This is a genomic window from Clostridia bacterium (assembly GCA_012841935.1).
Classification (GTDB): domain Bacteria; phylum Bacillota; class Peptococcia; order DRI-13; family DTU073; genus DUTS01.
This window is the reverse complement of the sequence record DUTS01000023.1, coordinates 1-23,375: the sequence shown is the minus strand read 5'-3', so window position 1 is coordinate 23,375 and position 23,375 is coordinate 1. Positions and strand designations below refer to the sequence as shown.

Genomic DNA, 23,375 nt, shown 5'->3' with positions numbered 1-23,375 from the left:
GTTACTTATTTTGCGTTTTAAATAAAATGAGGTGAATAATTAGGTGGAGAAATTTTTGATTATTGATGGACATAGTTTAGCCTATCGGGCTTTTTATGCTTTACCTCTTTTGACTAATGCTGATGGTCAAGTGACTAATGCTATTTTTGGGTTTTATAAAACATTAAAAAAGGCAATTGCAGAAGTAGAACCAGCTTATGTGGCGGTTGCTTTTGATAAGGAAGGTAAAGTATTTCGACATCAAATTTATGATGATTATAAAGGAACGCGTAAACCTATACCCCGGGATTTAAAAACACAATTACCTTTACTTAAAGATTTATTGAAAACTATGCGGATTGCGGTTTTTGAGGCAGCCGGTTATGAGGCTGATGATTTAATCGGTACCTTGGTAAAATTCGGTGAACAGGCTGGTTTTGAAAATTTTATTGTTAGTGGTGATCGTGATACTTGGCAATTAATTTCGAAAAAAACCAAAGTACTATTAACTCGTTCCAGAAGCAGTGAATTTGAAATTTATGATTTGTCTAGATTGAAAAAAGAATATGACTTGACTCCTGAGCAAATAGTGGAAGTAAAGGGCTTAAAGGGTGATGCGGCGGATAATATTCCTGGGGTACCGGGTATTGGTCAAAAAACGGCTCTGCGTTTAATAAAAAAATATGGCACTGTAGAAAATGTTTTAAAACAGCGAGCCGATTTTCAAGGTAGAAAATTAGGTGAGGCTTTGGAAAAATACGGTCAGCAGGCACTTTTAAGTAAAAAATTGGCTATCATTGATACACAAGTGCCTTTGGAATTTGAATGGACCTTATGTCAAAAAAAAGAGCCTGATCAGCCGCGTTTTTTTGCTCTTTTGGAAAAACTAGGTTTTAAAAGTATTTTAAAAGAACAAGAGTTAGCTGTGGAAACTATTTATGAAATTGTAAAAACACCGGTTGAATTGGCTGCCTATTTAGAGTCTGGGGAAGGGGATTTAATTCTCCATTTTGAGATTGAAAAAAAGGGAGTAACAGCTTGGCAAATTAAAGCAGCTGGATTAAAATTTGTTGGACAAGTCATTAAAATATTTCCTTGTAAGGAGTCGGATGCTTATTTAAAGGTGTTAAAACCCTATTTGGAAGCAGAGGATTTGAAAAAAACGCTCTGGGATGCCAAATCATGTATTTTGGCTTTGGCAGGTTATGGAATTGAAGTAAGAGGAATTAATCAAGATGTTTTATTAATGGCCTATCTTTTAAATCCGGCACGTTCTTTAAAGGATATTGATACCTTAGCTCAAGCCGAATTAGGAGCCAAATTACCCCAAGAGGGTGTGGAGCGGCTTCCTGCTATTTTAAATCTTTTAGAGGAATTGAGTCCGCGTTTGTTAGCTGCTTTAGCAAAGCAGGATCTTTTAGGATTATATCAAGATATTGAATTACCATTAGTTGCTGTTTTGGTGGCCATGGAAAGGGCCGGTATAAAATTGGAACTTACAGTTTTAGAAGAAGTAGGCCGGGATTTAAAAGTGCGTATAGAAAAATTAAGTCAGGAAATTTATAAATTGGCCGGGGAGAAATTTAATCTTAATTCCCCTAAACAATTAGCTGCTATTCTTTTTGAAAAATTGGGTTTACCTGCTAGTAAAAAAACGAAAACCGGGTATTCAACCCGGGCAGAAGTTTTGGAGGAATTAGCCCCTCAATATGAAATAGCAGCTTTGGTATTGGTTCATCGGCAATTAACTAAATTGCAAAATACTTATATTGAAGGTTTGGCGGCTTTGTTTGAACCTAAGAGTAAACGGTTATATACTAGTTTTAATCAAACCATCACAGCCACTGGACGCTTAAGTAGTACAGAGCCTAATTTGCAAAACATTCCCGTACGACTTCCTGAAGGAAGAAGAATTCGTAAAGCCTTTTTACCTTCTAAGGGGAATTTGCTTTTAGCAGCCGATTATTCGCAAATTGAATTACGAGTTTTGGCTCATTTGGCCCAGGATCCGGTGATGATTGAGGCTTTTAAAGCTAATCAAGATATTCATGTGCGTACTGCGGCCGAGGTGTTTGGTCTGCCTTTAGAAATGGTGACATCGGAGTTGCGGCAGGCAGCTAAAGCCGTAAACTTTGGGATTGTTTACGGGATTAGTGATTATGGTTTAAGTCGTGATTTGAATATTCCGCGTGCTGAGGCTAAAGCCTATATTGAAAAATATTTTACACGTTATCATGGTGTTAGGGATTACCAAAAAGCGGTTGTTGCCACAGCTAAAAAGCAGGGTTATGTAACCACTTTATTAAATCGACGGCGTTATTTACCTGACTTAAAAAGTCGTAATTATCACTTGCGAAATTTTGCCCAGCGTGCAGCCATGAATACGCCAGTACAGGGCAGTGCCGCTGATTTAATTAAAATAGCTATGTTAAACATTTATCAATTGTTAAATACCCCTAAATGGGCAGGCACAAAATTAATTTTGCAAGTTCACGATGAATTAATTTTTGATGTACCGAAAAAGTTTTTACCCGATTTTGCTTTTTTAGTTCGTGAAGTAATGACAGGGGTGTATCCTTTACAGGTGCCTTTACAAGTAGATTTAGCCATAGGTTCAAATTGGTATGCTTTAGAAAAGTTAGGTGGATAAAATGCCTGAATTACCAGAAGTGGAAACAGTTAAAGAAAGTCTTAAACCATATTTAATTGGCCAAAAAATTATTAAAACAAAAGTTCATGTTGGTAAATTAATTAAGCATCCAAGTGAAAATTTGTTTGTTGAAAAAATTGCCGGGCGGACTATTGTCAAAATAGCCCGCCGTGGTAAATATTTGTTATTTCATCTAGATCAAAACTTGACTTTAGTGATTCATTTACGCATGACCGGGCAATTACTTTTTTTTACTAAAAAAGCGGAGTATTCTCGACATACCCATTTAGTATTTCATTTTGATTCTCAACGGGAATTAAGATTTATAGATGTACGTAAGTTTGGTTTAATTTATTTGGTACCTACCGGGAATTGGGAAGCAATTCAGGGTTTAAAACAGTTAGGTGTAGAGCCTTTATCACCTGATTTTACTTTAGATTTGTTCAGGGAACTTTTGGCTGGGAGAAAGGGTATGTTAAAACCATTTTTACTAAATCAAAAAGGGATTGCCGGGATTGGTAATCTTTATGCAGATGAAATTTTGTTTCGTTCGGGGCTGCATCCCAAACGAAAGATTAATACTTTAGATACTGAAGAAATAAAAGAATTATATGGGGCAATTATTAATACATTAAAGCAAGCAGTACTTTGTCGAGGTACTTCTTTTCAGAATTATGTAGATGGTTGTGGGGAGTTAGGTGGTTTTCAAGCTCATTTACAAGTTTATGGTCGGGGAGGTAAACCCTGTATTTACTGTCAGATACCTTTACAGAAAATTAAGGTAGCCGGCCGTGGTACAGTGTTTTGCCCGTGTTGTCAAAAAGCTGGTGACCAAGAAAGGGGCTAGGTTTAAATGCGGATAATTGGTTTAACCGGTGGGATAGCCGCAGGGAAAAGCACCATTTCTCATTATTTACGTGAATGGGGAGCGGTAATTATTGATACCGATATTTTAGCCCGTGAATTGGTTGTGCCCTATTCAGCAGCTTGGCAAGAAATTGTTAAGCATTTTGGAGAGGACATCCTCACACCTAATGGCTATTTAAAAAGAAAGAGGTTAGGAGAAATTATTTTTAAGTCAGCAGGACAGCGTCGGGTACTAAATGAAATTTTGCATCCACAAATAAAAGAAAGAACTTTACAGTTATTGAGTTTCTATCGGCAAAAAAAAGTGCCTTTGGTTATTTTGGTTGCCCCTTTATTAATTGAGGCAGAAATGATGGATCTGGTTGATGAAATTTGGTTAGTTGCTGTTCCGGAAAAATTACAGTTAAAGCGTTTGCAAGAGAGGGATAACTTGTCGGAAAAGGAGGCTTTAGATAGAATTAGGGCTCAATTACCTTTGAAGGAAAAATTGAAATATGCTGCTCAAGTTATTGATAATAGTGGTACGGAATCGGAAACACGGCAGAAGGTATTAACTCTTTGGAAAAAAACTATTAAACAGGTATAGGTGGGGATAGGTTTGCGGCTTAGGTTTTTAAAAAAAATAGCTGTTTTTATAGTAATTTTTTTGTTGGCAGTTTACCTTTTTACTAGTCCCTGGTTTTTAAAAAATTTTTATCCCTATCCTTACCGCGAATTACTTCAAACAAATTGTGCCCTTTATGGGTTAGATCCTTATTTTGTTTTAGCCATTATTAAGGTGGAAAGTCGTTTTTACAGTCAAGCACATTCACGGGCTGGGGCATTAGGTTTAATGCAGATAATGCCCACAACGGGAAATTGGATTGCTTCCCAAATGGGTTGGCCTGAATTTTCGGAAGCAATGCTTTTGGAACCAGATTATAATTTACCTTTAGGTATTTGGTATTTAGCTTATTTAAAAGAACGTTTTGCAGGTAATCAATTAAAAGTAATTGCTGCTTATAATGCTGGGGTTAATCGGGTGACTAATTGGTTGAATAAAGGAATTTGGTCTGGTCAAATCAAGGATTTGGCACAAATACCTTTTCCTGAAACCCGCAGATATGTGGAAAGGGTTTTATTTAATTACCAATTATATCAATATATTTATTTGCGAAATTAGATGGGAGGAAAAAATATGGGGAATAAATTAAGGTCTTTGGCTCAAGTACAAAAACTTAAATTAGCTCCAAGATTGTTATTTTCGGCAGAGCATGAAGAAATTTTACAAGGGATGACTACTGATATTTATTTTGTAAAATCACAAGAGATTTTACAAAAATATGCTTTACAAGATACTGTGGTCACTGGGGAAGTTTTTGCTCGTCGGGGCGGTGTTTTTGCGGGATTAGAGGAAGTATTGGGTTTATTTAGTGATAGTGAAGTGGAAATTTGGGCTTTAGAAGAGGGACAAGTCTTTGCAGCTAAAGAAGTGGTTATGCAAATTCGGGGTAAATATAGTGAATTGGGATTATATGAAACCCCTTTATTGGGTATTTTAGCTAGTTCTAGTGGTTGGGCAACTGCAGCACGTGAGGCTAAAGAGGCTGCTGGAGATAAAGTAGTATTATGTTTTGGAGCCCGACATGTTCATCCGGCGGTAGCACCGGTAATGGAAAGAGCAGCTGTAAAAGGTGGGGCTGATGGAGCTAGCTGTATTTTGGGAGCCAAATTAGCTGGTTTGGAGCCTGCGGGAACTGTTCCTCATGCCATTTTTTTAATTATGGGTGATACGGTGTCTGTGGCTAAGGCTTATCATCAAATAATGCCGGCAGGGGAAGCACGTATTGTTTTAGTAGATACTTTCAAAGATGAAGCAGAGGAGGCACTGCGAGTAGCGGAAGCTTTGGGTAAAGATTTACTTGGTGTTAGATTAGATACACCCAGTGAACGGGGGGGTGTTAGTCCTGAACTGGTTATGGAAGTGAGAGAGAGGTTAAATCTCAGAGGTTTTAAGCATGTACAAATCTTTTGTTCAGGTGGTTTAACTCCAGAACGGATTAAATTATTAAAGTCAGCTGGTGCAGATGCCTTTGGAGTAGGTAGTTACATTGCTGGGGCTACGGGAATTGATATGACCATGGATTTAAAAGAGGTGGCTGGACAACCTATTGCTAAAAGAGGGCGTATTCCGGGGTTAAGAAATAACCCGCGTCTGCGAAAAAGGAAATAGTTAAAAAAATATTTTTTTCTGTTATAATTATTAGAGAGTAGTTAAAAAATTGTTTTAGGGGGTGGACCGATGAAACACTTGAAAATTAATAAATCATTAATTTTCTGTGCATTATTGATTTTTCTAGGGGGTGTGCTTTCTGGAGGTTTATATTTTTCGGTAAAAGGCAGTGATTTGCCTTGGCATGTGGGAACGGAAATGAATCAAGGAGTAGCTGCCAATGATCAAAATTTACCTATTAATTTGGAAAAAGTAGTAGGTACTAAAAGCATAGAACAAATAGTGGAAGAAGCCGGTCCCGCTGTAGTTAAAATTGAAACATTGGCTAAGGTTAAAAATCGGGCTAATGATTTTTTCTGGGATCCTTTTGATGATCCTTTTTTCCGACATTTTTTCGGGGATAGTTTTCGGGTGGAACCACAACCACGGGAAACACAGGGTCTTGGATCTGGATTTATTATTTCTAAAGATGGCTATATTTTAACTAATCAGCACGTGGTTGAAGGTGCTGATGAAATAAATGTTTATTTAACTAGTCGGCAGGAACCTTATAAAGCTAAAATTATTGGTTCTGATGCTGATTTGGATCTGGCTGTGATTAAAATAAATGCTGGAGTAAATCTACCGGTTTTAAAGTTAGGTGATTCCCATCAAACTAAAGTGGGTAATTGGGTAGTAGCCATTGGTAATCCCTATGGTTTGGATCATACAGTAACTGTGGGTGTGATTAGTGCTAAAGGTAGACCCTTGGTGATTGAGGGCAGGGAATTTAAAGATTTAATTCAGACTGATGCTTCTATTAACCCCGGCAATAGTGGTGGACCACTTTTAAATTTAGCTGGAGAAGTAGTAGGTATTAATACTGCCATTAATGCCCAGGCACAGGGTATTGGTTTTGCTATACCTAGTTCTACTGTTTTACAAATCTTAGATGATTTAATAGTCAAAGGAAAGGTAATTAGACCTTGGCTGGGTGTTTATCTACAGCCGGTAACTGAGGAATTGGCTGAGTATTTTGGTTTAAAAAAGGCGGCAGGGGCTTTAGTCAATTCAGTTGAAGATGATTCCCCTGCTAGTAAAGCTGGTTTACGCCGGGGAGATATTATTCTAGAATTTAATGAACAAAAGGTTAGTACACCTGAAGATTTGCAGACTTTGGTTAAAGAAACTAAAATTGGTTCTCAGGTAATCGTTTTGCTGCAGCGAAATAAGCAAACATTGTATGTTACTGTAAAAATAGAGGAGAGAAAATAGGGGGTAGACCTATTTGACAGCAGGTAAGTTAATAGTTATTGAAGCACCAGATGGTAGTGGTAAAAAAACCCAAAGTGAACTTTTGGTTGAGCGTTTAAAAAAAGCAGCTCATCCGGTAAAAAAGGTGGAATTTCCTAATTATAAAAGTCCGGCCTCAGCATTGGTTAAAATGTATTTACAAGGTGATTTTGGTGAAAATCCTGAGGCAGTTAATCCTTATGCTGCCTCGGCTTTTTATGCTGTGGATCGTTTTGCTTCCTTTTTACAAGAGTGGCAGGAATTTTATTTAAAGGGCTACCTGATTGTAGCTGATCGCTATACTACATCTAACTTAATTCATCAAGGTGTTAAATTTAGCAGTAGTGAGGCTAGAGAGGCCTTCTTTACTTGGGTTTGGGATTTTGAATTTAAATATTTAGCTTTACCTAAGCCTGATTTGGTCTTTTTTTTAGATATGCCTCCTCAGTATAGTCAGCAATTGATTGCTAGGCGGAAAAATAAATTTACCGGTAAAACCCAAAAAGATATTCATGAAATTAATGAAATACATTTACGACAAGCCTATGAGAATGCTTGTTGGCTGGCGGAAAAATATAATTGGCATAAAATTGCTTGTGTAAAAGAAGGAGTAATTAAACCGGTGAGCACTATTCACGAGCAAATTTACACTCTCCTCAAAAAAGAATTGAAAAAGGCATAATCTTTGTTTTTTAGGTTCATACTATCCTTAAACGGAATTTGTTTAGGGAGGTGTTTTTTTGAAACAAAGAAAAAAGCTGTTACTTTTATTTACTTTAATTTTTATCTTTACTTTGGTTTGGGGAATGGCCTGTACAGCTGAAAGAAGTCCGGGACCAGCTCAGCCGACACCTTCACCACCTACACCGGTAGCACCACCACCTGATACTTCTAAAGCACAATTATTAGCCAAAAAGGTTAATGAATTAAAAGAGGTTAATTCAGCTACGGTAGTGGTTGCAGAGGATAAAGCTTGGGTGGGTGTGGATTTGGCTGCTAGTCTGAAAAACAAACTCACTGATAAACTAAAAGATGAAATTACGAAAAAGGTTAAAGAAAATGAAAGTACAATAAAAACCGTTTATGTAACCGCAGATGCCGATATGGTTACTCGCCTAAGAAATATTGCTAAAGATATTGCTAATGGTAAACCACTCTCTGGTTTTATGGAAGAATTAGATGAGTTAGGCCGGCGAATTACTCCACGGGCAAATTAAATAATTAAAGGCAGGTGTTTAAACAAGCACCTGCCTTTAAAATTTTTTACCTTTGCCTTTTGGTGAAAACTCTTTATAATGTAAAGGGTAGGTATTATTTAATTTTGGGGTGGTTTTTATTTCTATTTATTTGTTAAGCTTAATTGCCGGATTGTTAACTGGGGTTGGGGCTCTAATTACAATAATAATTAAAAAACCAGATAATAAGATGGTAGCTTTTTTTTTAGGATTTGCTTCTGGGGTCATGTTAGGTATTTCCATGTTTAGTTTAATTCCTGAAAGTTTAGCCTTGGGAAAGGTAACTTACTGTTTAAGTGGTTTAATTGTCGGAGCTTTATTTTTGGCTTTCTTGGAATATTTGCTGCCTTATTTTTATAAAAATGAAGGGGTTGATGATCCTTATCGTAAGATTGGCTATTTAATTGCTTTGGGGATTGGGGTGCATAATTTACCTGAAGGCATGGCTATTGGGGCCAGTAATGAAGTTTCGCTGCAGTTGGGTTTTTCCATGGCTCTTTCCATCGGGATTCATAATATTGCGGAAGGTTTTAGTGTGGCTTTACCCCTTTCTTTAAGTCCGGAAATTCGTAAATCACGTATTGTTTTAATTACAACTTTAGCCGGTTTAGTTACTCTTTTGGGAACTTTTCTAGGGACTTTGATGGCCAATATTTCCTTGTTTTTTATAGCTTTTTCTTTGTCTTTTGCCGCCGGGGCAATGATTTATATTGTAGCAGTTGAACTTTTGCCGCAAAGTTATCGTTTGGATAATTTCAGTACTAATGCCGGTTTAGTGGTTGGTATTGCTTTAGCCTTGTTATTGGGTTAGTAAAAGGAGGATAAGCAGATGTTGCAGTTAAAAAATATTAATTATATTTTAGAAAATGAACAGGGTTCCCTGCCGATTTTACAGGATATTAATTTGACACTAAAAAGAGGAAAATTATATGTAATTACTGGTCCTAATGGTAGTGGGAAATCTTCATTGGCAAAATTAATTATGGGTATTTATCAACCTACTAGTGGGCAAATTTTTTGGCAAGGAGAGAAAATTACTTCTTTAGGTATCACTGAACGGGCTCGTTTGGGAATTGGGTATGCTTTTCAGCAGCCGCCTCGTTTTAAAGGGATTACCATTGGGGAGTTGTTAAATTTATCAAGTAAACAAAATTGCGGGGGTTTTAGTTGTAACTATTTATTTGATGTCGGGCTCTGTCCTAAAGATTATATGAGACGGGAAGTAAATGCCGATCTTTCTGGTGGTGAACTTAAACGTGTGGAAATAGCTTCTCTTTTAAGTCGGCAGTGTCAACTCGCTATTTTCGATGAACCAGAAGCTGGTATTGATCTATGGAGTTTTGAACGTCTTGCTGCTATTTTCAAGAAAATGAAACAAAAAAAGGATGTCAGTATAGTTATTATTTCGCATCAGGAAAGAATTTTACAATTAGCTGATGAAATAATACTTTTAACTGCTGGCAAAATTGAGGAACAGGGCGGTAGGGATGAACTTTTGGACAAATTGGCACTTTGGTATACTTGTCGGCAAGATTGTGGTGAAAGGATTGGGGAATAAATGGAAAAAAAATTATTAGCAGAGATAGTTAACCTGCATACTATGCCTCAAGGGGCTTATAATTTTAGAAAAAATGGTCAACCTTTTTCGGGTCATTCTACAGCCAATATTATTATTCAACCCAAAACTGAAAAATCTGGTATCGATATTTTTGTGAAGGCTAATACACGGGGTGAAAGTGTTCATTTGCCGGTTATCATCACCGAAGAGGGTTTAACTGATTTGGTTTATAATACTTTTTATATTGGGGAAAATGCTGAAGTTTTAATTGTAGCTGGTTGTGGAATCCATAATCCAGGTGAGCGAAAATCTGCCCATAATGGTATTCATCATTTTATTGTGGGCCAAGGTGCTAGGGTACGCTATGTAGAAAAACATTATGGTTCTGGTAGCGGGGGACGTATTTTAAATCCGCAAACTATTTTAGAATTATCTGCAGAGGCTCATGTTGATTTGGAAATGGTACAAATGCGGGGAGTAGATTCAACCAAAAGGGAGACCAAGGCAGTATTAGCTTCTAAAGCCCATTTGCTTATTACGGAAAGATTGTTAACTCATGAACAACAAGTAGCTGAATCGGAAATGAAAGTAGATTTAAAAGGTGTGGATTCTTCCGTGAAAATTATTTCTCGCTCGGTAGCCCAAGATAAATCTAAACAAGTTTTTTACCCGCAGGTAGCTGGTTTTAATAAATGTCAAGGTTATGTTCAGTGTGATGCTATTATTATGGATCAAGCTATTGTGAGAGCAATTCCGGAAATTACGGCTTATCATACTCAAGCTGAATTGATTCATGAGGCAGCTATCGGACGCATAGCCGGTGAACAAATTATTAAATTGATGACTTTGGGACTTTCGGCTGAAGAAGCTGAGGAAACAATTTTGGAAGGTTTTATGAATTAAAAACGGGCCGGTTATTTTCAACCGGCCCGTTTGTTTATTCAGATTCCGCTAGACGTTTATAAGTGGCTAATCTTGCTTGGGCATCTTTTTCAGCTTGGGCAAATAGCTTATCAGCGACATCTGGGAATGTTTTTTGTAGAGCAGTATAACGTACTTCACCAGAAATGAAATCTTGGAAATCAACAGATGGTTCTTTTGAATCTAGGATAAAGGGATTCTTGTTGGCTTCCTTAAGTTCTGGGTTGTAGCGATAAAGTGGCCAGTAGCCTGATTCAACGGCTTTTTTAGCCTCTTGCTGTGAATATTGCATTCCTTTTCTAATACCATGATTAATACAGGGTGCATAAGCTATTACCAAGGAGGGTCCTGGGTAGGCTTCGGCCTCTACTAGGGCTTTAATTAATTGATTTTGATTTGCTCCCATGGCTACTTGGGCTACATAAATATAGCCATAGGTGGTGGCAATTAAGCCAAGATCTTTTTTCTTGGTTCTTTTACCCGCTGCGGCAAATTTGGCCACAGCACCAGTGGGGGTAGCTTTTGAAGATTGCCCTCCGGTATTGGAATAAACCTCGGTATCCAAGACTAGAACATTAATATCTTCACCAGAAGCTAAAACATGATCTAAACCACCAAAACCAATATCATAGGCCCAACCGTCTCCACCAATTACCCAATTGGAAGGTTTGACTAGGAAATCTTGTTTAGCAATTATTTCTTGTATAATTTCTAGATCCTCATATTTACTTAAGAGTGGGCGTAATGTGTCGGTAGCTTCACGGGAGGCTGTACCTTGATCTTTGGCTGCTAACCATTTTTCGAAAGCAGATTTTAAATCTGTAGGCAAATCTTCTTTTAAAGCAGTGGTCATTAAATCGGCAATTTTACGGCGAATGTGTTTAGCACCTAAAGTCATGCCATAACCATATTCGGCATTATCTTCAAAAAGTGAATTAGCCCAGGCTGGTCCTTGACCTTTTTCATTTTTACAATAGGGAATACTTGGTGCCGACCCCCCCCAAATAGAGGAACAACCCGTAGCATTGGCAATTACCAAGCGATCACCAAATAGTTGTGTTAATAATTTAACATAAGGTGTTTCCCCACAACCAGCACAAGCCCCGGAAAACTCAAGTAAAGGTTGAGCAAATTGACTGCCTTTAACACTGTGTAAATTCCAGAGTCCTGGTTTTGCGGGCACCTTTACGGCATAATCCCAGTTTTTGCTTTCTTGGGTAAGCAGCTCTTCTAAGGGACGCATTACTAAAGCGGTTTCCTTGGCTGGACAGGTTACCACACAATTACCACATCCAGTACAATCATAGGGGCTGACTTGTATGCGGTAGTGTAAACCTTTTAAAGGTCTACCTAGGGCATTTTTAGTGACAAATCCCCCTGGGGCAGCTTCTTTTTCTTCGTCGGTGAGTAAAACTGGCCTGATGGCAGCATGTGGACAAACATAAGAACATTGGTTGCACTGGATACAATTATCGGGCAGCCAATCAGGTACATTAACGGCTACACCACGTTTTTCATAGGCAGTGGTACCTAAGGGGAAAGAACCATCTTCCCTACCGACAAAGGCACTAACTGGTAATTTATCTCCTTGTTGTGCATTGATTGGTTCGGCGATTTCCTTAATGAATTTGGGAATGTCTTCAGCGGCTTCAGTGGGTTCTAGCGGACAATTTGCCCATTCTTGTGGTACCTCTACTTTAATTAAAGCATGGAGTCCTTCATCAACCGCTTGTTGGTTCATGGCCACAATTTTTTCTCCTTTGCGGCCATAAGCTTTGACTATTGATTCTTTCAGCAGGTTAATAGCCTGTTTTAAAGGAATTACTTGAGATAGTTTGAAAAAGGCAGCCTGCATAATCATATTAATTCTATTCCCTAAACCAATTTCGGCAGCAATATCTACAGCATTGATTATATAGAAAGAAATGTTGTTTTTGGCTAAATATTGCTTCATTTCTGCTGGTAATTTTTCTGCTAGTTCTTCTGGTGTCCAATTACAGTTGAGCAAAAAGGTACCACCAGGTTTTAAACCTTCTAATACTTTATATTGATAAACATAAGCTTGTTTATGACAAGCGATAAAATCAGCTTCATCAATTAAATAAGTTGATTTAATAGGTTTCTTGCCAAAACGCAAATGGGAAATGGTTACTCCCCCGGATTTTTTTGAATCATAGGCAAAATAGGCTTGAGCATAGAGGTCGGTATGATCACCGATAATTTTAATGGCACCTTTATTGGCACCTACGGTGCCGTCAGATCCAAAACCCCAGAATTTACAGCGTGTAGTGCCAGCGGGAGCTGTAGAGATAGTTTCTTTTACTGGTAAGGACTTAAAGGTGACATCATCTTCAATACCTATGGTAAATTGATCACGAGGTTTTTCAATTTTTAAATTGTCAAATACGGCTAAAATTTGGGCTGGTGTAGTATCTTTGGAACCTAAACCATAGCGTCCACCAACAATTAAAGGGGCTGGGGAATGTTCGTAGAATAAACTGCGTACATCCAGGTAAAGGGGTTCACCAATTGCCCCTGGTTCCTTGGTGCGATCCAAAACTGCAATCCTTTTTACAGTTGTGGGTAAAGCCTTGAAAAAGTATTTAGCGGAAAAAGGTCTGTAGAGGTGTACTTTTAGTACGCCAACTTTTTCACCTTGTTTTAAAAGATAGTCTACGGTTTCTTCAATGGTTTCACAAACTGAACCCATAGCAATAATGACCTGTTTGGCATCAGGTGCACCATAATAATTAAAGGGCTGATATTTTCTACCGGTCAGTTTGGTTATTTCTTGCATATAATGGGCTACAATATCTGGTACTAGTTCATAATAGGGATTGATTGCTTCTTTGGCTTGAAAATAAATATCGGGATTTTGAGCTGTGCCCTTTAAATAGGGTTTTTCTGGATTTAAGGCACGTTGACGAAAATCCTCTACAGCTTGCCAGTCAACTAATTTAGCAAATTCATCATAATCTATAACCTCGATTTTTTGAATTTCATGTGATGTGCGAAAACCATCAAAGAAATTAAGAAAAGGTATTCTCGACTTAATGGCTGCTAAATGGGCTACTCCTGCCAGATCCATGACCTCTTGTACACTACCTTCAGCTAAAAGGGCATATCCGGTTTGACGGCAGGCCATGACATCGGTATGATCTCCAAAAATGGACAAAGCATGCGCCGCAACTGCACGAGCACTAACATGAAATACTCCTGGTAATAATTCCCCAGCAATTTTGTACATATTGGGGATCATTAACAGCAGACCTTGTGAGGCAGTATAAGTTGTAGTTAAGGCACCTGTGGAAAGGGCACCATGTACAGCACCGGCAGCACCTGCCTCGGATTGCATAGCTACAACATTGACTTCTTGACCAAAAATATTTTTTCGGCCATGTGCACTCCATTCATCAACCAATTCTGCCATTGAAGATGATGGTGTGATTGGGTAAATAGCTGCTATGTCGGTAAATGCGTATGATACATAGGCTGCAGCTGTATTACCATCCATGGTTTTCATTTCTCTACTCATTTTTTCACACTCCCCGGCTTAAAATTTGTTTATTTATTTATAAAAATGGCTTTACTGGGTATGTAAAGCCATTTTGGTAACTAATCTGGTGCGGAAGGCGGGAATTGAACCCGCACGGTTAAACCACACGCCCCTCAAGCGTGCGCGTCTGCCAGTTCCGCCACTTCCGCGAATTTGTAAATTTTATTAAGCACTAAATATGCTATCATTTAGAAAGCTTTATGTCAAGATCTGTCGAATGAATTATACACGGGGAGCAGCTGCTTTTATTTCTGCAGGCAGATCTGTAAATTGAGCAAAATTCTTTTCAAAATTGGCTACTAGTTTACGTGCTTGTGCTTGATATTTTTCAGGCTGAGGCCAAGTTTTTTCCGGGGTGAAAATTTCTTGAGGTACATGAGGACAAGAAAGGGGTACTCTAAATCCAAAAAGAGGATCTAGGCGTGTAGGTAATTTTTCCAAAACACCATTTAAGGCTGCATCGATTAAAGCACGGGTATAGGGTATAGGGAAGCGTTCCCCCACACCATAAGGCCCCCCTGTCCAGCCGGTATTAATTAAATATACACGGGTATGATGTTGAGCTATTTTTTTCCCAAATAATTGTGCATATTTTATTGGTGAAAGAGGTAGGAAAGGAGCCCCAAAACAAGCGGAAAACGTGGCTTCTGGTTCCTTAATTCCTCTTTCCGTGCCGGCTAATTTACTGGTATAACCGGATAGGAAATGATACATGGCTTGATTTTGGTCTAAAATGGCTACTGGTGGCAGTACACCAAAAGCATCGGCGGTTAAAAAGAAAATTACTTGTGGATGTCCGGTGATACTAGGAATTACCGAGGCCGGTATGTATTCCATGGGATAAGCGGCCCGAGTGTTTTCGGTAAGTGAAGCATCATCAAAATCTACCTGACGTGTTTTTTTATCCAGGATAACATTTTCTAAAACTGCTCCGAAGCGTAAGGCATCGTAAATTTGTGGTTCATGTTTGGGATTAAGTCCAATACATTTAGCATAACAACCACCTTCAATATTGAAAATACCATCATTTGACCAACCATGTTGATCATCTCCTACCAAGCGTCTATCTGGATCTGTGGAAAGGGTTGTTTTACCTGTACCTGATAAACCAAAAAATAAGGCTGGATTATTTTCGGTACCTACATTAGCTGAACAATGCATGGAAAGAATGTCCTGTAAAGGCAGCAGATAATTCATTAGTGTAAATACAGATTTTTTAATTTCACCAGCATAAGAAGTACCCACAATTAAAATAATTTTTTCGGTTATATTTAAAACTACCGCTGCTTCGGAATTGGTACCGTGCTTTTTGGGATCTGCCTGAAAATTAGGAGCAGCAATAACATAGTAATCAGGTGCAAAATTAGCTAATTCTCCTTCTGTGGGACGAATGAAAAGATGACGAGCAAAAATATTTTGCCAGGCTAATTCGTTCACAAAACGTAAGTTTAAGCGATATTTTGGATCTGCACCACCAAATCCATCAAAAACATAAAGTTCCTTGTTTTGCAGATAAGCTAAAAGATCATTATAAAGTTGTGAAAAATGTTCCGCGGAAAACCGATTGTTTATTTTCCCCCAAGCAATTTCTTGATTAATTGTTTCGTCTTCTACGAAAAATTTATCATAGGGAGAACGCCCGGTATATTTACCAGTGGTAACTCGTAGGGCCCCCCTATCTGTAAAGATACCTTCACCATGTTTAATCGCTGCTTCAAGCAGTTGTGGTTGGGGAAGGTTAAAATGTACTTTGGTTTGTTCTAAAACCTTTTTAATTTCCTTTTGTTTTAATATCAAGATCAATACCCTCCAATTTTGCATTTTTTCTATTATAGCACAAAATTCCACGATACGGAAAAAAAATGATCCAATTTCTCTTAGTGTTTCCGATTCCCCGATTTTTCTTTCTGAAAAATGGGCAAACAGCATTTTTTATAAGATATGAAATAGTATTGGGGAAATGTGCCTGTATAGTGTTAGTATTAATAGTCGGGAAATTTTAAGTAAGGATACTAACGTGTATTTCGTCGCCGGTAGTGGAAAATATATTTGGGTAAATCCAAATCTTGAAATAGACGAGGTAAAATAAGATGACAAAATTAAAGGATAATCAACTTTTGAAATTAAGTACCATCATCTATTTGTAGGGAATAGCTGATCAAGTTCGTTAAAGCCTAAGCAAAAATGCTTGGGCTTTAATCTTGCTCACCCCAAAAAATCATTCTAAAGAGGTTTTTTTTTCATAAAATATGGTGAAGTCTTTAAAAAAGATAATGGGGTGTAGTAAATGGTCAAGGTGCGAAAAATGTTTTCCGGGAATAATACGGCACGCGGTTTTTATTCTTTTTATGAGGAATTAATTAATTTTGCTGAAAACGGGGTCTTTATATTAAAAGGCGGGCCGGGAACAGGTAAATCTACTTTAATGAGAAAAGTAGGGGAGACTGCTTTTCAACAGGGATATGATTTGGAGTATCATTATTGTTCTTCAGATCCTTTTTCCATAGATGCTTTATTGATTCCGGAATTAGCTTTGGCGATTCTTGATGGTACCAGACCTCATATTGTTGATCCCCAAAATCCTGGGGCTGTCGAGCAGCTGATTAATTTGGGAGAATTTTGGGAAGTAGAGCTTTTAATGACCCAAAAAGAAAAAATTAAAATCCTTAATCAGCAGAAGGGGTTTTTTTTTCGATTGGCCTATAATCATTTACTAGAGGCTGAAGTTATAAAAAGGGAATTACAATATTATTATCAATGTGCTTTAAATAAAGTAGGTTGGTGGCCCTTTTTTAGGGAAACTATTACTCGGGCTTTTGGGGAATTTACACCTCCAGTTAAACGGTTGCCTTTAATTAGGTCTTTGTTTGCCAGTGCTAATACTCCAGATGGTTATCTTAGTTATTTTGGGAGTATTTTACAAGGGGTAAAAAATCTATATTTATTAAATGGTGGTTGGGAAATAGGCAAAGCAGCTTTTTTAAAAAAAATAGCTGCATGGGGTATTAGTCTGGGTTTTGATTGTGAAAAATATCATTGTCCTTTTGATCCACTTAATTTGGAATTAGTTTTTTTTCCAGATTTAAAACTTGGTTTTTTAAGTACACGGTCCTTTTTTGAATATTGGGGGTTGACAGGTCAAGTGTTAGATTTTGATCAATTTATTTCTTTTAAAAAATTGGCTGAATTTAAAAGGGAGATTGGGTTAGCTGAAAAAAGATTAACTGCTGTACATGAACAGGCGTGGCAAAAACTTGATCAAGCCCGCAGTGTACACCAGCAGTTAGAAAAAATTTATTTTCCGGCAATTTCTATAGAAAAATTAGAAGCCTTGGGTGAAAAATTGGTGAATTATTTTTTTAAGTTAAGTCAAGGGGATTAATCCGGAGTTGGCAGGTAGAGGCTTGGGGACAGGTTGCACAATTACGAGTACAGTTAAGATAAGTTCTTTTTACCGGGATATTACTCCAACCTAAAACAGCTGTAATGGATTTTCTGGGTTGTAACAAATAATGAGAAGTAAGTGTGAGGCCAATAGTTTCGGTTTTCAGGCTAGCTAAAAATGCTTTTTGTGCTTGTAATGGCCAATCACCATAACCTGGACTAAGGCGAATGGTGGGATAATAGCCTTTTCGTTTGATTAATGTAGTAAGATGTTGATCTAATTGTTCAGTAAATGATTCGATAGCTGCTGAAGCTACGGCATCAGCTATCAAGGCCCTGGCAGCACTCAAATTGGTTAAGAAATCGTCAAGATCGGGTCCCAAAGTTGTGGCTAAAAGCGTAATTTGTGAACAGGAGTAAAAATATTGCACAGTTAGAGGGCCTGTAATAATTAAAGGTACGGTTTTTAAACTAATTTTGGTGGGTGTTTGTTCATTTATAAAAAAAGTATCATAAATACCGATAGGTTGGGCAATTAATTTGATTTTACGTAAATAATGATGAATTAATTCCTCTTCCATGGGGGAAGGGTTCTTATCCATTTTTAAAAAGGGCAGTACTTCTTCAAAGGTTAGTTTTAAAGGTGTTTTAAAAACAGGCATTTGTTTACTCCTTTAGCAGTTTGGCCACTACATGTACGGCTTCACCGGCATCGCGAGCATAGCCGTGGGCTCCGATTTGCCGGGCATATTCTGCAGTAACTACGGCTCCGCCGACTAGAACTTTGACTTTTAATTTTTGGCAGTGAACGGCCTTAATTACTGCTTCCATTTCTACCATTGTGGTAGTCATTAAAGCACTTAAGCCAATTATGTCGGCATTTTCGCGGTGGGCAGTTTCTATAAATTTTTCGGTGGGTACATTTTTACCCAAATCAATAATTCGATAACCGTGATTTTCTAGTAAGGCCTTAACTATATTTTTCCCAATATCATGAATATCGCCTTTTACGGTACCAAGTATAATGGTGCCTTTGTTTTTGAGACTTTTGGGAGGTAGTTGGGCTTGTAAATGAGTAAAAGCAATTTTTGCGGCCTCACTTGTTAATAATAGTTGTGGTAGAAAGACTTGGTTATTTGCGAAAAGATCCCCGATTTTTTCCAAGGGGGGAATTACCCCTTGTTCGATAATAGTTAAAGGATCTAGTGTTTTTAAAAGTTTTTTTAGTAAAGGGATAAGCTTATCATTTTTCCCCTGCAGGATTTGTGCTTGCAGATTTTTTATCGGGTCTTGACTGGCAGCTGTTTCCAAGGACGTATTTTTTCCGGCAACCATTAAATAGTTTTGGGCACTTTTGTCACGACCAGTTAGAAGGGCTCCAGCTGCTAAAACAGCTTGAATATTGGTATCAGCGGGATTAGCGATTGCGGCATCTAGGCCAGCTTCTAAAGCCATGGCTAAAAATGTATGGTTTAGCCAGGAACGCTGTGGTAAGCCATGGGATACATTACTTAAACCTAAAATACAGTTAACTTTAAGGTGTTTTTTAACCAAACGGATTGTTTTAAGAGTTTCCAAACATTCGCGGCCTTCTGTGGCAGCGGTAAGTACTAAACAGTCAATAAGAATGTCGGTACGGCACAGACCTATTTCTAGTGCTCTGTTAACAATTTTTTTAGCTATCAGGAAACGCTCTTCTGCTTTGGCAGGAATGCCGTTTTCATCTAAAGTTAGGCCTAAAACACTTGCCCCATATTTTTTGGCTAGAGGTAATAGTGTATCTAAACTTTCTGGGGTACCATTAACAGAATTAATCAGTGTTTTTCCCTGATATTCTTGTAAGCCTCTTTCAAGTGCTTCTGGATTAGTACTATCAAGAATGAGGGGTATATCTAAAGTCATTTGTAGCTGTCTGACCCCTTGTACTAATAATTCGGCTTCATTGGCACCAGGTAAACCCACATTCAAATCCAAAAGATCTGCACCTTGTTCATTTTGCTGAAAGGCCTCATCCAAAATTATACTCCATTTATTTTCCTGTAAAGCTTGAGCAATACTTTTACGGGCCGTGGGATTAATTCGTTCACCTATTAAACGAGGTAGAGTAGTGCTGCCGAGGGTAACTAATTTACTGCGGCTGGTTAAATAGGTTAATTGTTCTTCTTTTTTTGGCGGTAAAGAAATTGTTTTGATTTGTTTACCTATGGCTTCAATATGTGCAGGAGTACTACCACAACAGGCTCCGATAAAGCGAACCCCCTCTTGTAAAAAGGGCTCTACAAAAGCTGCCATTTGTTCTGGTGTATCTTGGTAAACGGTTTGACCATTAATAAATTGCGGCATCCCGGCATTGGGTTCAACTAATAGGGGAAGAGAGGTAGCTTGGCGATAAGTTTTAATTATGGGTAGGAGTTCGCGGGGACCAGTAGAACAATTGGCTCCGATCAGGTCTGCCCCCATGGCTTCCAAAACTATGGCGGCAATATCTGGGGGGGTACCTGTAAGAGTATGACCATTAGTATAAGTAAGAGAACAGGCTACCGGTAGAGTAGTATAGTTTTTGGCTGCAAAAAGGGCAGCTCTAATTTCCCCCAAATCAGCAAAGGTTTCCAGCAGAATTAAATCTACACCTCCGGCAGCTAAAGCTTCCACTTGTTCACGGAAAACTAAGACTAATTCCTGCCAAGTATAGGTGCCTAGTGATGCTGGAAAATGGCCTGTAGGTCCAACCATTCCGGCTATAAAGGCTTGTTGGCCTACTATTTCGCGGGCAATTTTTGCTGCGGTAAGATTTATTTCACTTACTCGTTCTCCGGCATTATATTCTTCTAGTTTTAAACGATTAGCCCCAAATGTATTGGTTTGAATAACCTGGGCACCTGCTTTTAGGTAGTCCCGATGAATTTCTTTTAATGGTAGGGGATTCTCTAACATCCATAATTCCGGACTTTTTCCCGGAGATAGACCTTTTTGGGTTAACATGGTCCCTAGTGCTCCATCACTTAAAAGTACTTGTTTATAAAGGCTGTTTAAAAAATCTGCCAACCTAAATCCCCCCTAATTTAACTTATAGCTTTATTTTGTCATAATTCAGCCGAAAGGACAATATATTTTAGTTAAACAAGGTGAAGGAGGAGTCGTATGCCTAGACTATGGGAACCGCGGGAACGTTATTCTCCCCGCAACTGGTCCCCGCGGGTTAAAAGAAAAATTTCCGGACATAAGTGGAAAATGCTTAAACAAGCCTTAGCCTCACTCCTAATTTTTTTGTTTATTTGGAGTATTTTGGGTTGGCAGGCTTCTTTTCTAATTCCTGTACAGCAAAAAATTAGGGATTGGTTTACTAAAGATTACGATCCTGAGCCAGTAATTAAGTTTTTTAGTCAAGTAGTTTTTTGGGGTGATACGTTGGATCGGGCGGCATTTGAAGTTTCGGCTCCTAGTGAAATAACCGAACCTTTAACCATACCTGTTTCTGGACAAATTGCCAAACCTTTTGGTTGGTTGGTTCAGTCAGATGAATCACGCGTTTTTCACGAGGGAATTACTATTATGGCTAAAGAAGGTACTCCTGTGAAGGCTGCTTTGGGGGGTAGTGTGTCCCGTATCGGCCATGATGAGGAATTGGGGCGCTATTTAATTATTTGTAGTGAAGGTGGTCTGCTTGTTCGTTATGCTTATTGTAAGGAGATTTTGGTAAACCTAAATGATGAAGTAAAGGAGGGTGAAGTAATTGCTCGTGTAGGTCAAAGTGGTTCTGCTGATTTCCCACAATTGTTTTTTAGTATTTCTGTAAAAGGTCAGCCCATGGATCCCACAAAATTTTTTATGCCTACTGCCAGCCGCCTTTAATTTTTGTTGCTTAGTTGTTTGAAGAAAGATATTATTAGTTTAAGAATAGGCAGGGGGGTTTCGTGATTGAAGCGAATTTTGGTCGAGGAAATTTTACCGCGAGTAAGAAAACCACTGCGTTATTTAGGTCAAGAATATAATGCAGTGCATAAAGATTGGCAAAAAGTAAAATTGCGCATGGTTTTTGCTTTCCCCGATGTTTACGAGGTGGGTATGTCTCATTTGGGTTTACAAATTCTTTATGGATTGGTTAATCAGCAGCCAGATTATTTGTTAGAAAGGGTGTTTGCTCCTTGGCCAGATATGGAAAAGGAGCTGTGTCAGCGAAACTTACCACTTTATAGTTTAGAATCCCTTAAACCTTTAAATGAATTCGATCTAATTGGTTTTACCTTACAATATGAATTGAGCTATACCAATCTTCTTAACATCTTGGCTTTGGGAAGAATACCCCTTTGGTCTAAAGACAGGGATGATCATACCCCTTTAGTGATTGCCGGAGGTCCCTGTGCTTACAATCCCGAGCCTTTGGCTGAATTTATTGATTGTTTTGTTTTGGGTGAAGGTGAAGAGGTACTTTTGGAAATTCTTGATGTAGTGGCCGAGCATCGCGATTTAAGAGGGGGTAAACAAGAAAGGGAAATTCTGTTAAAGGAATTAGCCCAATTACCGGGAATTTATGTGCCTCAATTTTATCAGCCCCTAGTTGATTCAAAAGGTGATTTTAAGGCCTTAAAGGTATTGCAGCCAAATATACCTACATGTCTGGTGAAGCGTGTAGTAAAAGATTTGGAAAAAGCTTATTATCCTTTAAAACCAATTGTGCCTTATTTGGAAGTGGTGCATGATCGGATGATGGTTGAAGTTTTTCGCGGTTGTACACGGGGTTGTCGTTTTTGTCAAGCCGGTTTTTTATATCGTCCTGTTAGGGAAAGAAGTAAAGAACTTTTATTGCAGCAAGCTGCGGAATTAAGTCGGCATACAGGTCATCGGGAAATTTCACTTACTTCTTTAAGCACTAGTGATTATTCTGAAATAGAATCCCTTTTACGTGAAATGATAAATCGTTTTGCTCCAGAAAATGTTGGGGTATCTCTACCATCTTTAAGGATCGATTCTTTTGCTGTCAATTTAGCTAAGGAGGTACAGCGAGTGCGTAAAACGGGTTTGACATTCGCTCCTGAAGCTGGTACACAGCGGTTGCGTGATGTTATTAATAAAAATGTTACTGAAGCTGATCTTTGGGAAACTGTTGAGGCGGTTTTTGCTTCTGGATGGTATAGGCTGAAACTTTACTTTATGTTGGGTTTACCAACGGAAACCAAGGCAGATTTAGAAGGAATTGCCCTTTTGGCTAAACGGGTTTTGGAGATTGGACAAACTATCTTACGGAAAAAAGGTGTAAAACGCAGTCCACAAGTTACGGTAAGTGTTTCTACTTTTGTGCCTAAGCCCCATACCCCTTTTCAGTGGGAGGCACAGGATCCTTTAGAGCAAATTCGTGAAAAACAACAATATTTAAAAAGTAAAATTAAAGGTAAAGGTTTAATCTATAATTATCATCAGCCAGAAGTTAGTTTTTTGGAAGCTGTATTTGCTAAAGGTGATCGACGCTGTGGACAAGTTCTTTATGAGGCTTGGCGTTTGGGTTGTCGTTTTGATGGTTGGACCGAACATTTTCGGTATGATTTATGGCGGCAGGCTTTTCGAAATTGTCGGCTAGTTCCGGAAATGATAGCTAATCGGGCTTTATCTTATGAAACACCACTTCCGTGGGACCATTTAAGTACCGGGGTAAAAAAGGCTTATTTATGGCGTGAAAGGGAAAAGGCTTATCAGGCTATAACTACCCCGGATTGTCGGGATAATAATTGTACAGCTTGCGGTCT

The 23,375-nt window shown here is 38.4% G+C and carries 18 protein-coding genes and 1 tRNA gene; 14 read left to right on the top strand and 5 right to left on the bottom strand.

The features are described from left to right. Positions 1–43: 43 nt before the first annotated feature. The 11 genes from polA (at position 44) to GX687_01335 (ending at position 10,676) form a co-directional block, all read left to right on the top strand. Positions 44–2,629, top strand: a complete 2,586-nt coding sequence (gene polA / locus GX687_01385; protein HHX96103.1) for a DNA polymerase I — start codon at positions 44–46, stop codon at positions 2,627–2,629. Position 2,630: 1 nt separating this feature from the next. Beyond that, positions 2,631–3,476, top strand: a complete 846-nt coding sequence (mutM, locus tag GX687_01380; GenBank protein HHX96102.1) for a bifunctional DNA-formamidopyrimidine glycosylase/DNA-(apurinic or apyrimidinic site) lyase — start codon at positions 2,631–2,633, stop codon at positions 3,474–3,476. Positions 3,477–3,482: 6 nt separating this feature from the next. Then, complete coding sequence (locus GX687_01375; GenBank protein ID HHX96101.1) at positions 3,483–4,082, top strand: dephospho-CoA kinase; 600 nt, start codon at positions 3,483–3,485, stop codon at positions 4,080–4,082. A 12-nt stretch (positions 4,083–4,094) separates the two neighbouring features. Then, positions 4,095–4,658, top strand: a complete 564-nt coding sequence (locus GX687_01370; GenBank protein ID HHX96100.1) for a lytic transglycosylase domain-containing protein — start codon at positions 4,095–4,097, stop codon at positions 4,656–4,658. Positions 4,659–4,673: 15 nt separating this feature from the next. Continuing rightward, positions 4,674–5,708 (top strand): nicotinate phosphoribosyltransferase, encoded by a 1,035-nt coding sequence (locus GX687_01365; protein HHX96099.1) that lies wholly within the window; start codon positions 4,674–4,676, stop codon positions 5,706–5,708. Between the two features lie 69 nt (positions 5,709–5,777). Further along, the gene (locus GX687_01360; GenBank protein ID HHX96098.1) at positions 5,778–6,962 is read left to right on the top strand and encodes a PDZ domain-containing protein; all 1,185 of its coding nucleotides are present in this window, start codon (positions 5,778–5,780) and stop codon (positions 6,960–6,962) included. A gap of 13 nt (positions 6,963–6,975) precedes the next feature. Beyond that, positions 6,976–7,662 carry a thymidylate kinase gene (locus GX687_01355; GenBank protein HHX96097.1) on the top strand — a complete coding sequence of 229 codons (687 nt, stop codon included), beginning with the start codon at positions 6,976–6,978 and terminating at the stop codon, positions 7,660–7,662. A gap of 58 nt (positions 7,663–7,720) precedes the next feature. Next, positions 7,721–8,197, top strand: a complete 477-nt coding sequence (locus GX687_01350; protein ID HHX96096.1) for a YhcN/YlaJ family sporulation lipoprotein — start codon at positions 7,721–7,723, stop codon at positions 8,195–8,197. Between the two features lie 109 nt (positions 8,198–8,306). Continuing rightward, complete coding sequence (locus GX687_01345) at positions 8,307–9,026, top strand: ZIP family metal transporter (protein ID HHX96095.1); 720 nt, start codon at positions 8,307–8,309, stop codon at positions 9,024–9,026. Between the two features lie 18 nt (positions 9,027–9,044). Next, positions 9,045–9,773: an ATP-binding cassette domain-containing protein gene (locus tag GX687_01340; GenBank protein HHX96094.1), complete on the top strand. Its 729-nt coding sequence runs from the start codon at positions 9,045–9,047 to the stop codon at positions 9,771–9,773. Continuing rightward, positions 9,774–10,676 carry a SufD family Fe-S cluster assembly protein gene (locus GX687_01335; protein ID HHX96093.1) on the top strand — a complete coding sequence of 301 codons (903 nt, stop codon included), beginning with the start codon at positions 9,774–9,776 and terminating at the stop codon, positions 10,674–10,676. A gap of 34 nt (positions 10,677–10,710) precedes the next feature. On the opposite strand, the gene nifJ is transcribed toward GX687_01335, so the two are convergent. The 3 genes from nifJ to pckA all read right to left on the bottom strand — a co-directional run bounded on the left by nifJ (position 10,711) and on the right by pckA (position 16,071). Beyond that, positions 10,711–14,229: a pyruvate:ferredoxin (flavodoxin) oxidoreductase gene (nifJ, locus tag GX687_01330; GenBank protein ID HHX96092.1), complete on the bottom strand. Its 3,519-nt coding sequence runs from the start codon at positions 14,227–14,229 to the stop codon at positions 10,711–10,713. Positions 14,230–14,315: 86 nt separating this feature from the next. Continuing rightward, positions 14,316–14,399, bottom strand: a tRNA-Leu gene (locus tag GX687_01325). Positions 14,400–14,472: 73 nt separating this feature from the next. Further along, a complete protein-coding gene (pckA, locus tag GX687_01320; protein ID HHX96091.1) occupies positions 14,473–16,071 on the bottom strand; it encodes a phosphoenolpyruvate carboxykinase (ATP) in 1,599 nt (532 codons plus the stop codon). Between the two features lie 466 nt (positions 16,072–16,537). Here pckA and GX687_01315 point away from each other — a divergent pair, with 466 nt between their 5' ends. Further along, the gene (locus tag GX687_01315) at positions 16,538–17,632 is read left to right on the top strand and encodes a hypothetical protein (GenBank protein HHX96090.1); all 1,095 of its coding nucleotides are present in this window, start codon (positions 16,538–16,540) and stop codon (positions 17,630–17,632) included. On the opposite strand, the gene GX687_01310 is transcribed toward GX687_01315, so the two are convergent. Further along, positions 17,610–18,296: a hypothetical protein gene (locus tag GX687_01310; protein HHX96089.1), complete on the bottom strand. Its 687-nt coding sequence runs from the start codon at positions 18,294–18,296 to the stop codon at positions 17,610–17,612. The genes GX687_01315 and GX687_01310 overlap by 23 nt on opposite strands. 4 nt (positions 18,297–18,300) lie before the next feature. Continuing rightward, positions 18,301–20,679, bottom strand: a complete 2,379-nt coding sequence (locus GX687_01305) for a dihydropteroate synthase (GenBank protein ID HHX96088.1) — start codon at positions 20,677–20,679, stop codon at positions 18,301–18,303. A 96-nt stretch (positions 20,680–20,775) separates the two neighbouring features. Here GX687_01305 and GX687_01300 point away from each other — a divergent pair, with 96 nt between their 5' ends. After that, the gene (locus GX687_01300) at positions 20,776–21,486 is read left to right on the top strand and encodes a M23 family metallopeptidase (protein HHX96087.1); all 711 of its coding nucleotides are present in this window, start codon (positions 20,776–20,778) and stop codon (positions 21,484–21,486) included. A gap of 66 nt (positions 21,487–21,552) precedes the next feature. After that, the coding region (locus GX687_01295; protein HHX96086.1) for a TIGR03960 family B12-binding radical SAM protein at positions 21,553–23,375 on the top strand (1,823 nt) is incomplete at its 3' end.

What these genes read in the sequence shown, in the direction of transcription:
- GX687_01300 (HHX96087.1), top strand. Translation starts at nt 20,776, where the DNA reads ATGCCTAGACTATGGGAACCGCGGGAACGTTATTCTCCCCGCAACTGG.
- GX687_01335 (HHX96093.1), top strand. Translation starts at nt 9,774, where the DNA reads ATGGAAAAAAAATTATTAGCAGAGATAGTTAACCTGCATACTATGCCT.
- mutM (HHX96102.1), top strand. Translation starts at nt 2,631, where the DNA reads ATGCCTGAATTACCAGAAGTGGAAACAGTTAAAGAAAGTCTTAAACCA.
- GX687_01340 (HHX96094.1), top strand. Translation starts at nt 9,045, where the DNA reads ATGTTGCAGTTAAAAAATATTAATTATATTTTAGAAAATGAACAGGGT.
- GX687_01365 (HHX96099.1), top strand. Translation starts at nt 4,674, where the DNA reads ATGGGGAATAAATTAAGGTCTTTGGCTCAAGTACAAAAACTTAAATTA.
- GX687_01360 (HHX96098.1), top strand. Translation starts at nt 5,778, where the DNA reads ATGAAACACTTGAAAATTAATAAATCATTAATTTTCTGTGCATTATTG.
- GX687_01375 (HHX96101.1), top strand. Translation starts at nt 3,483, where the DNA reads ATGCGGATAATTGGTTTAACCGGTGGGATAGCCGCAGGGAAAAGCACC.
- pckA (HHX96091.1), bottom strand. Translation starts at nt 16,071, where the DNA reads ATGCAAAATTGGAGGGTATTGATCTTGATATTAAAACAAAAGGAAATT.
- nifJ (HHX96092.1), bottom strand. Translation starts at nt 14,229, where the DNA reads ATGAGTAGAGAAATGAAAACCATGGATGGTAATACAGCTGCAGCCTAT.
- GX687_01310 (HHX96089.1), bottom strand. Translation starts at nt 18,296, where the DNA reads ATGCCTGTTTTTAAAACACCTTTAAAACTAACCTTTGAAGAAGTACTG.
- GX687_01315 (HHX96090.1), top strand. Translation starts at nt 16,538, where the DNA reads ATGGTCAAGGTGCGAAAAATGTTTTCCGGGAATAATACGGCACGCGGT.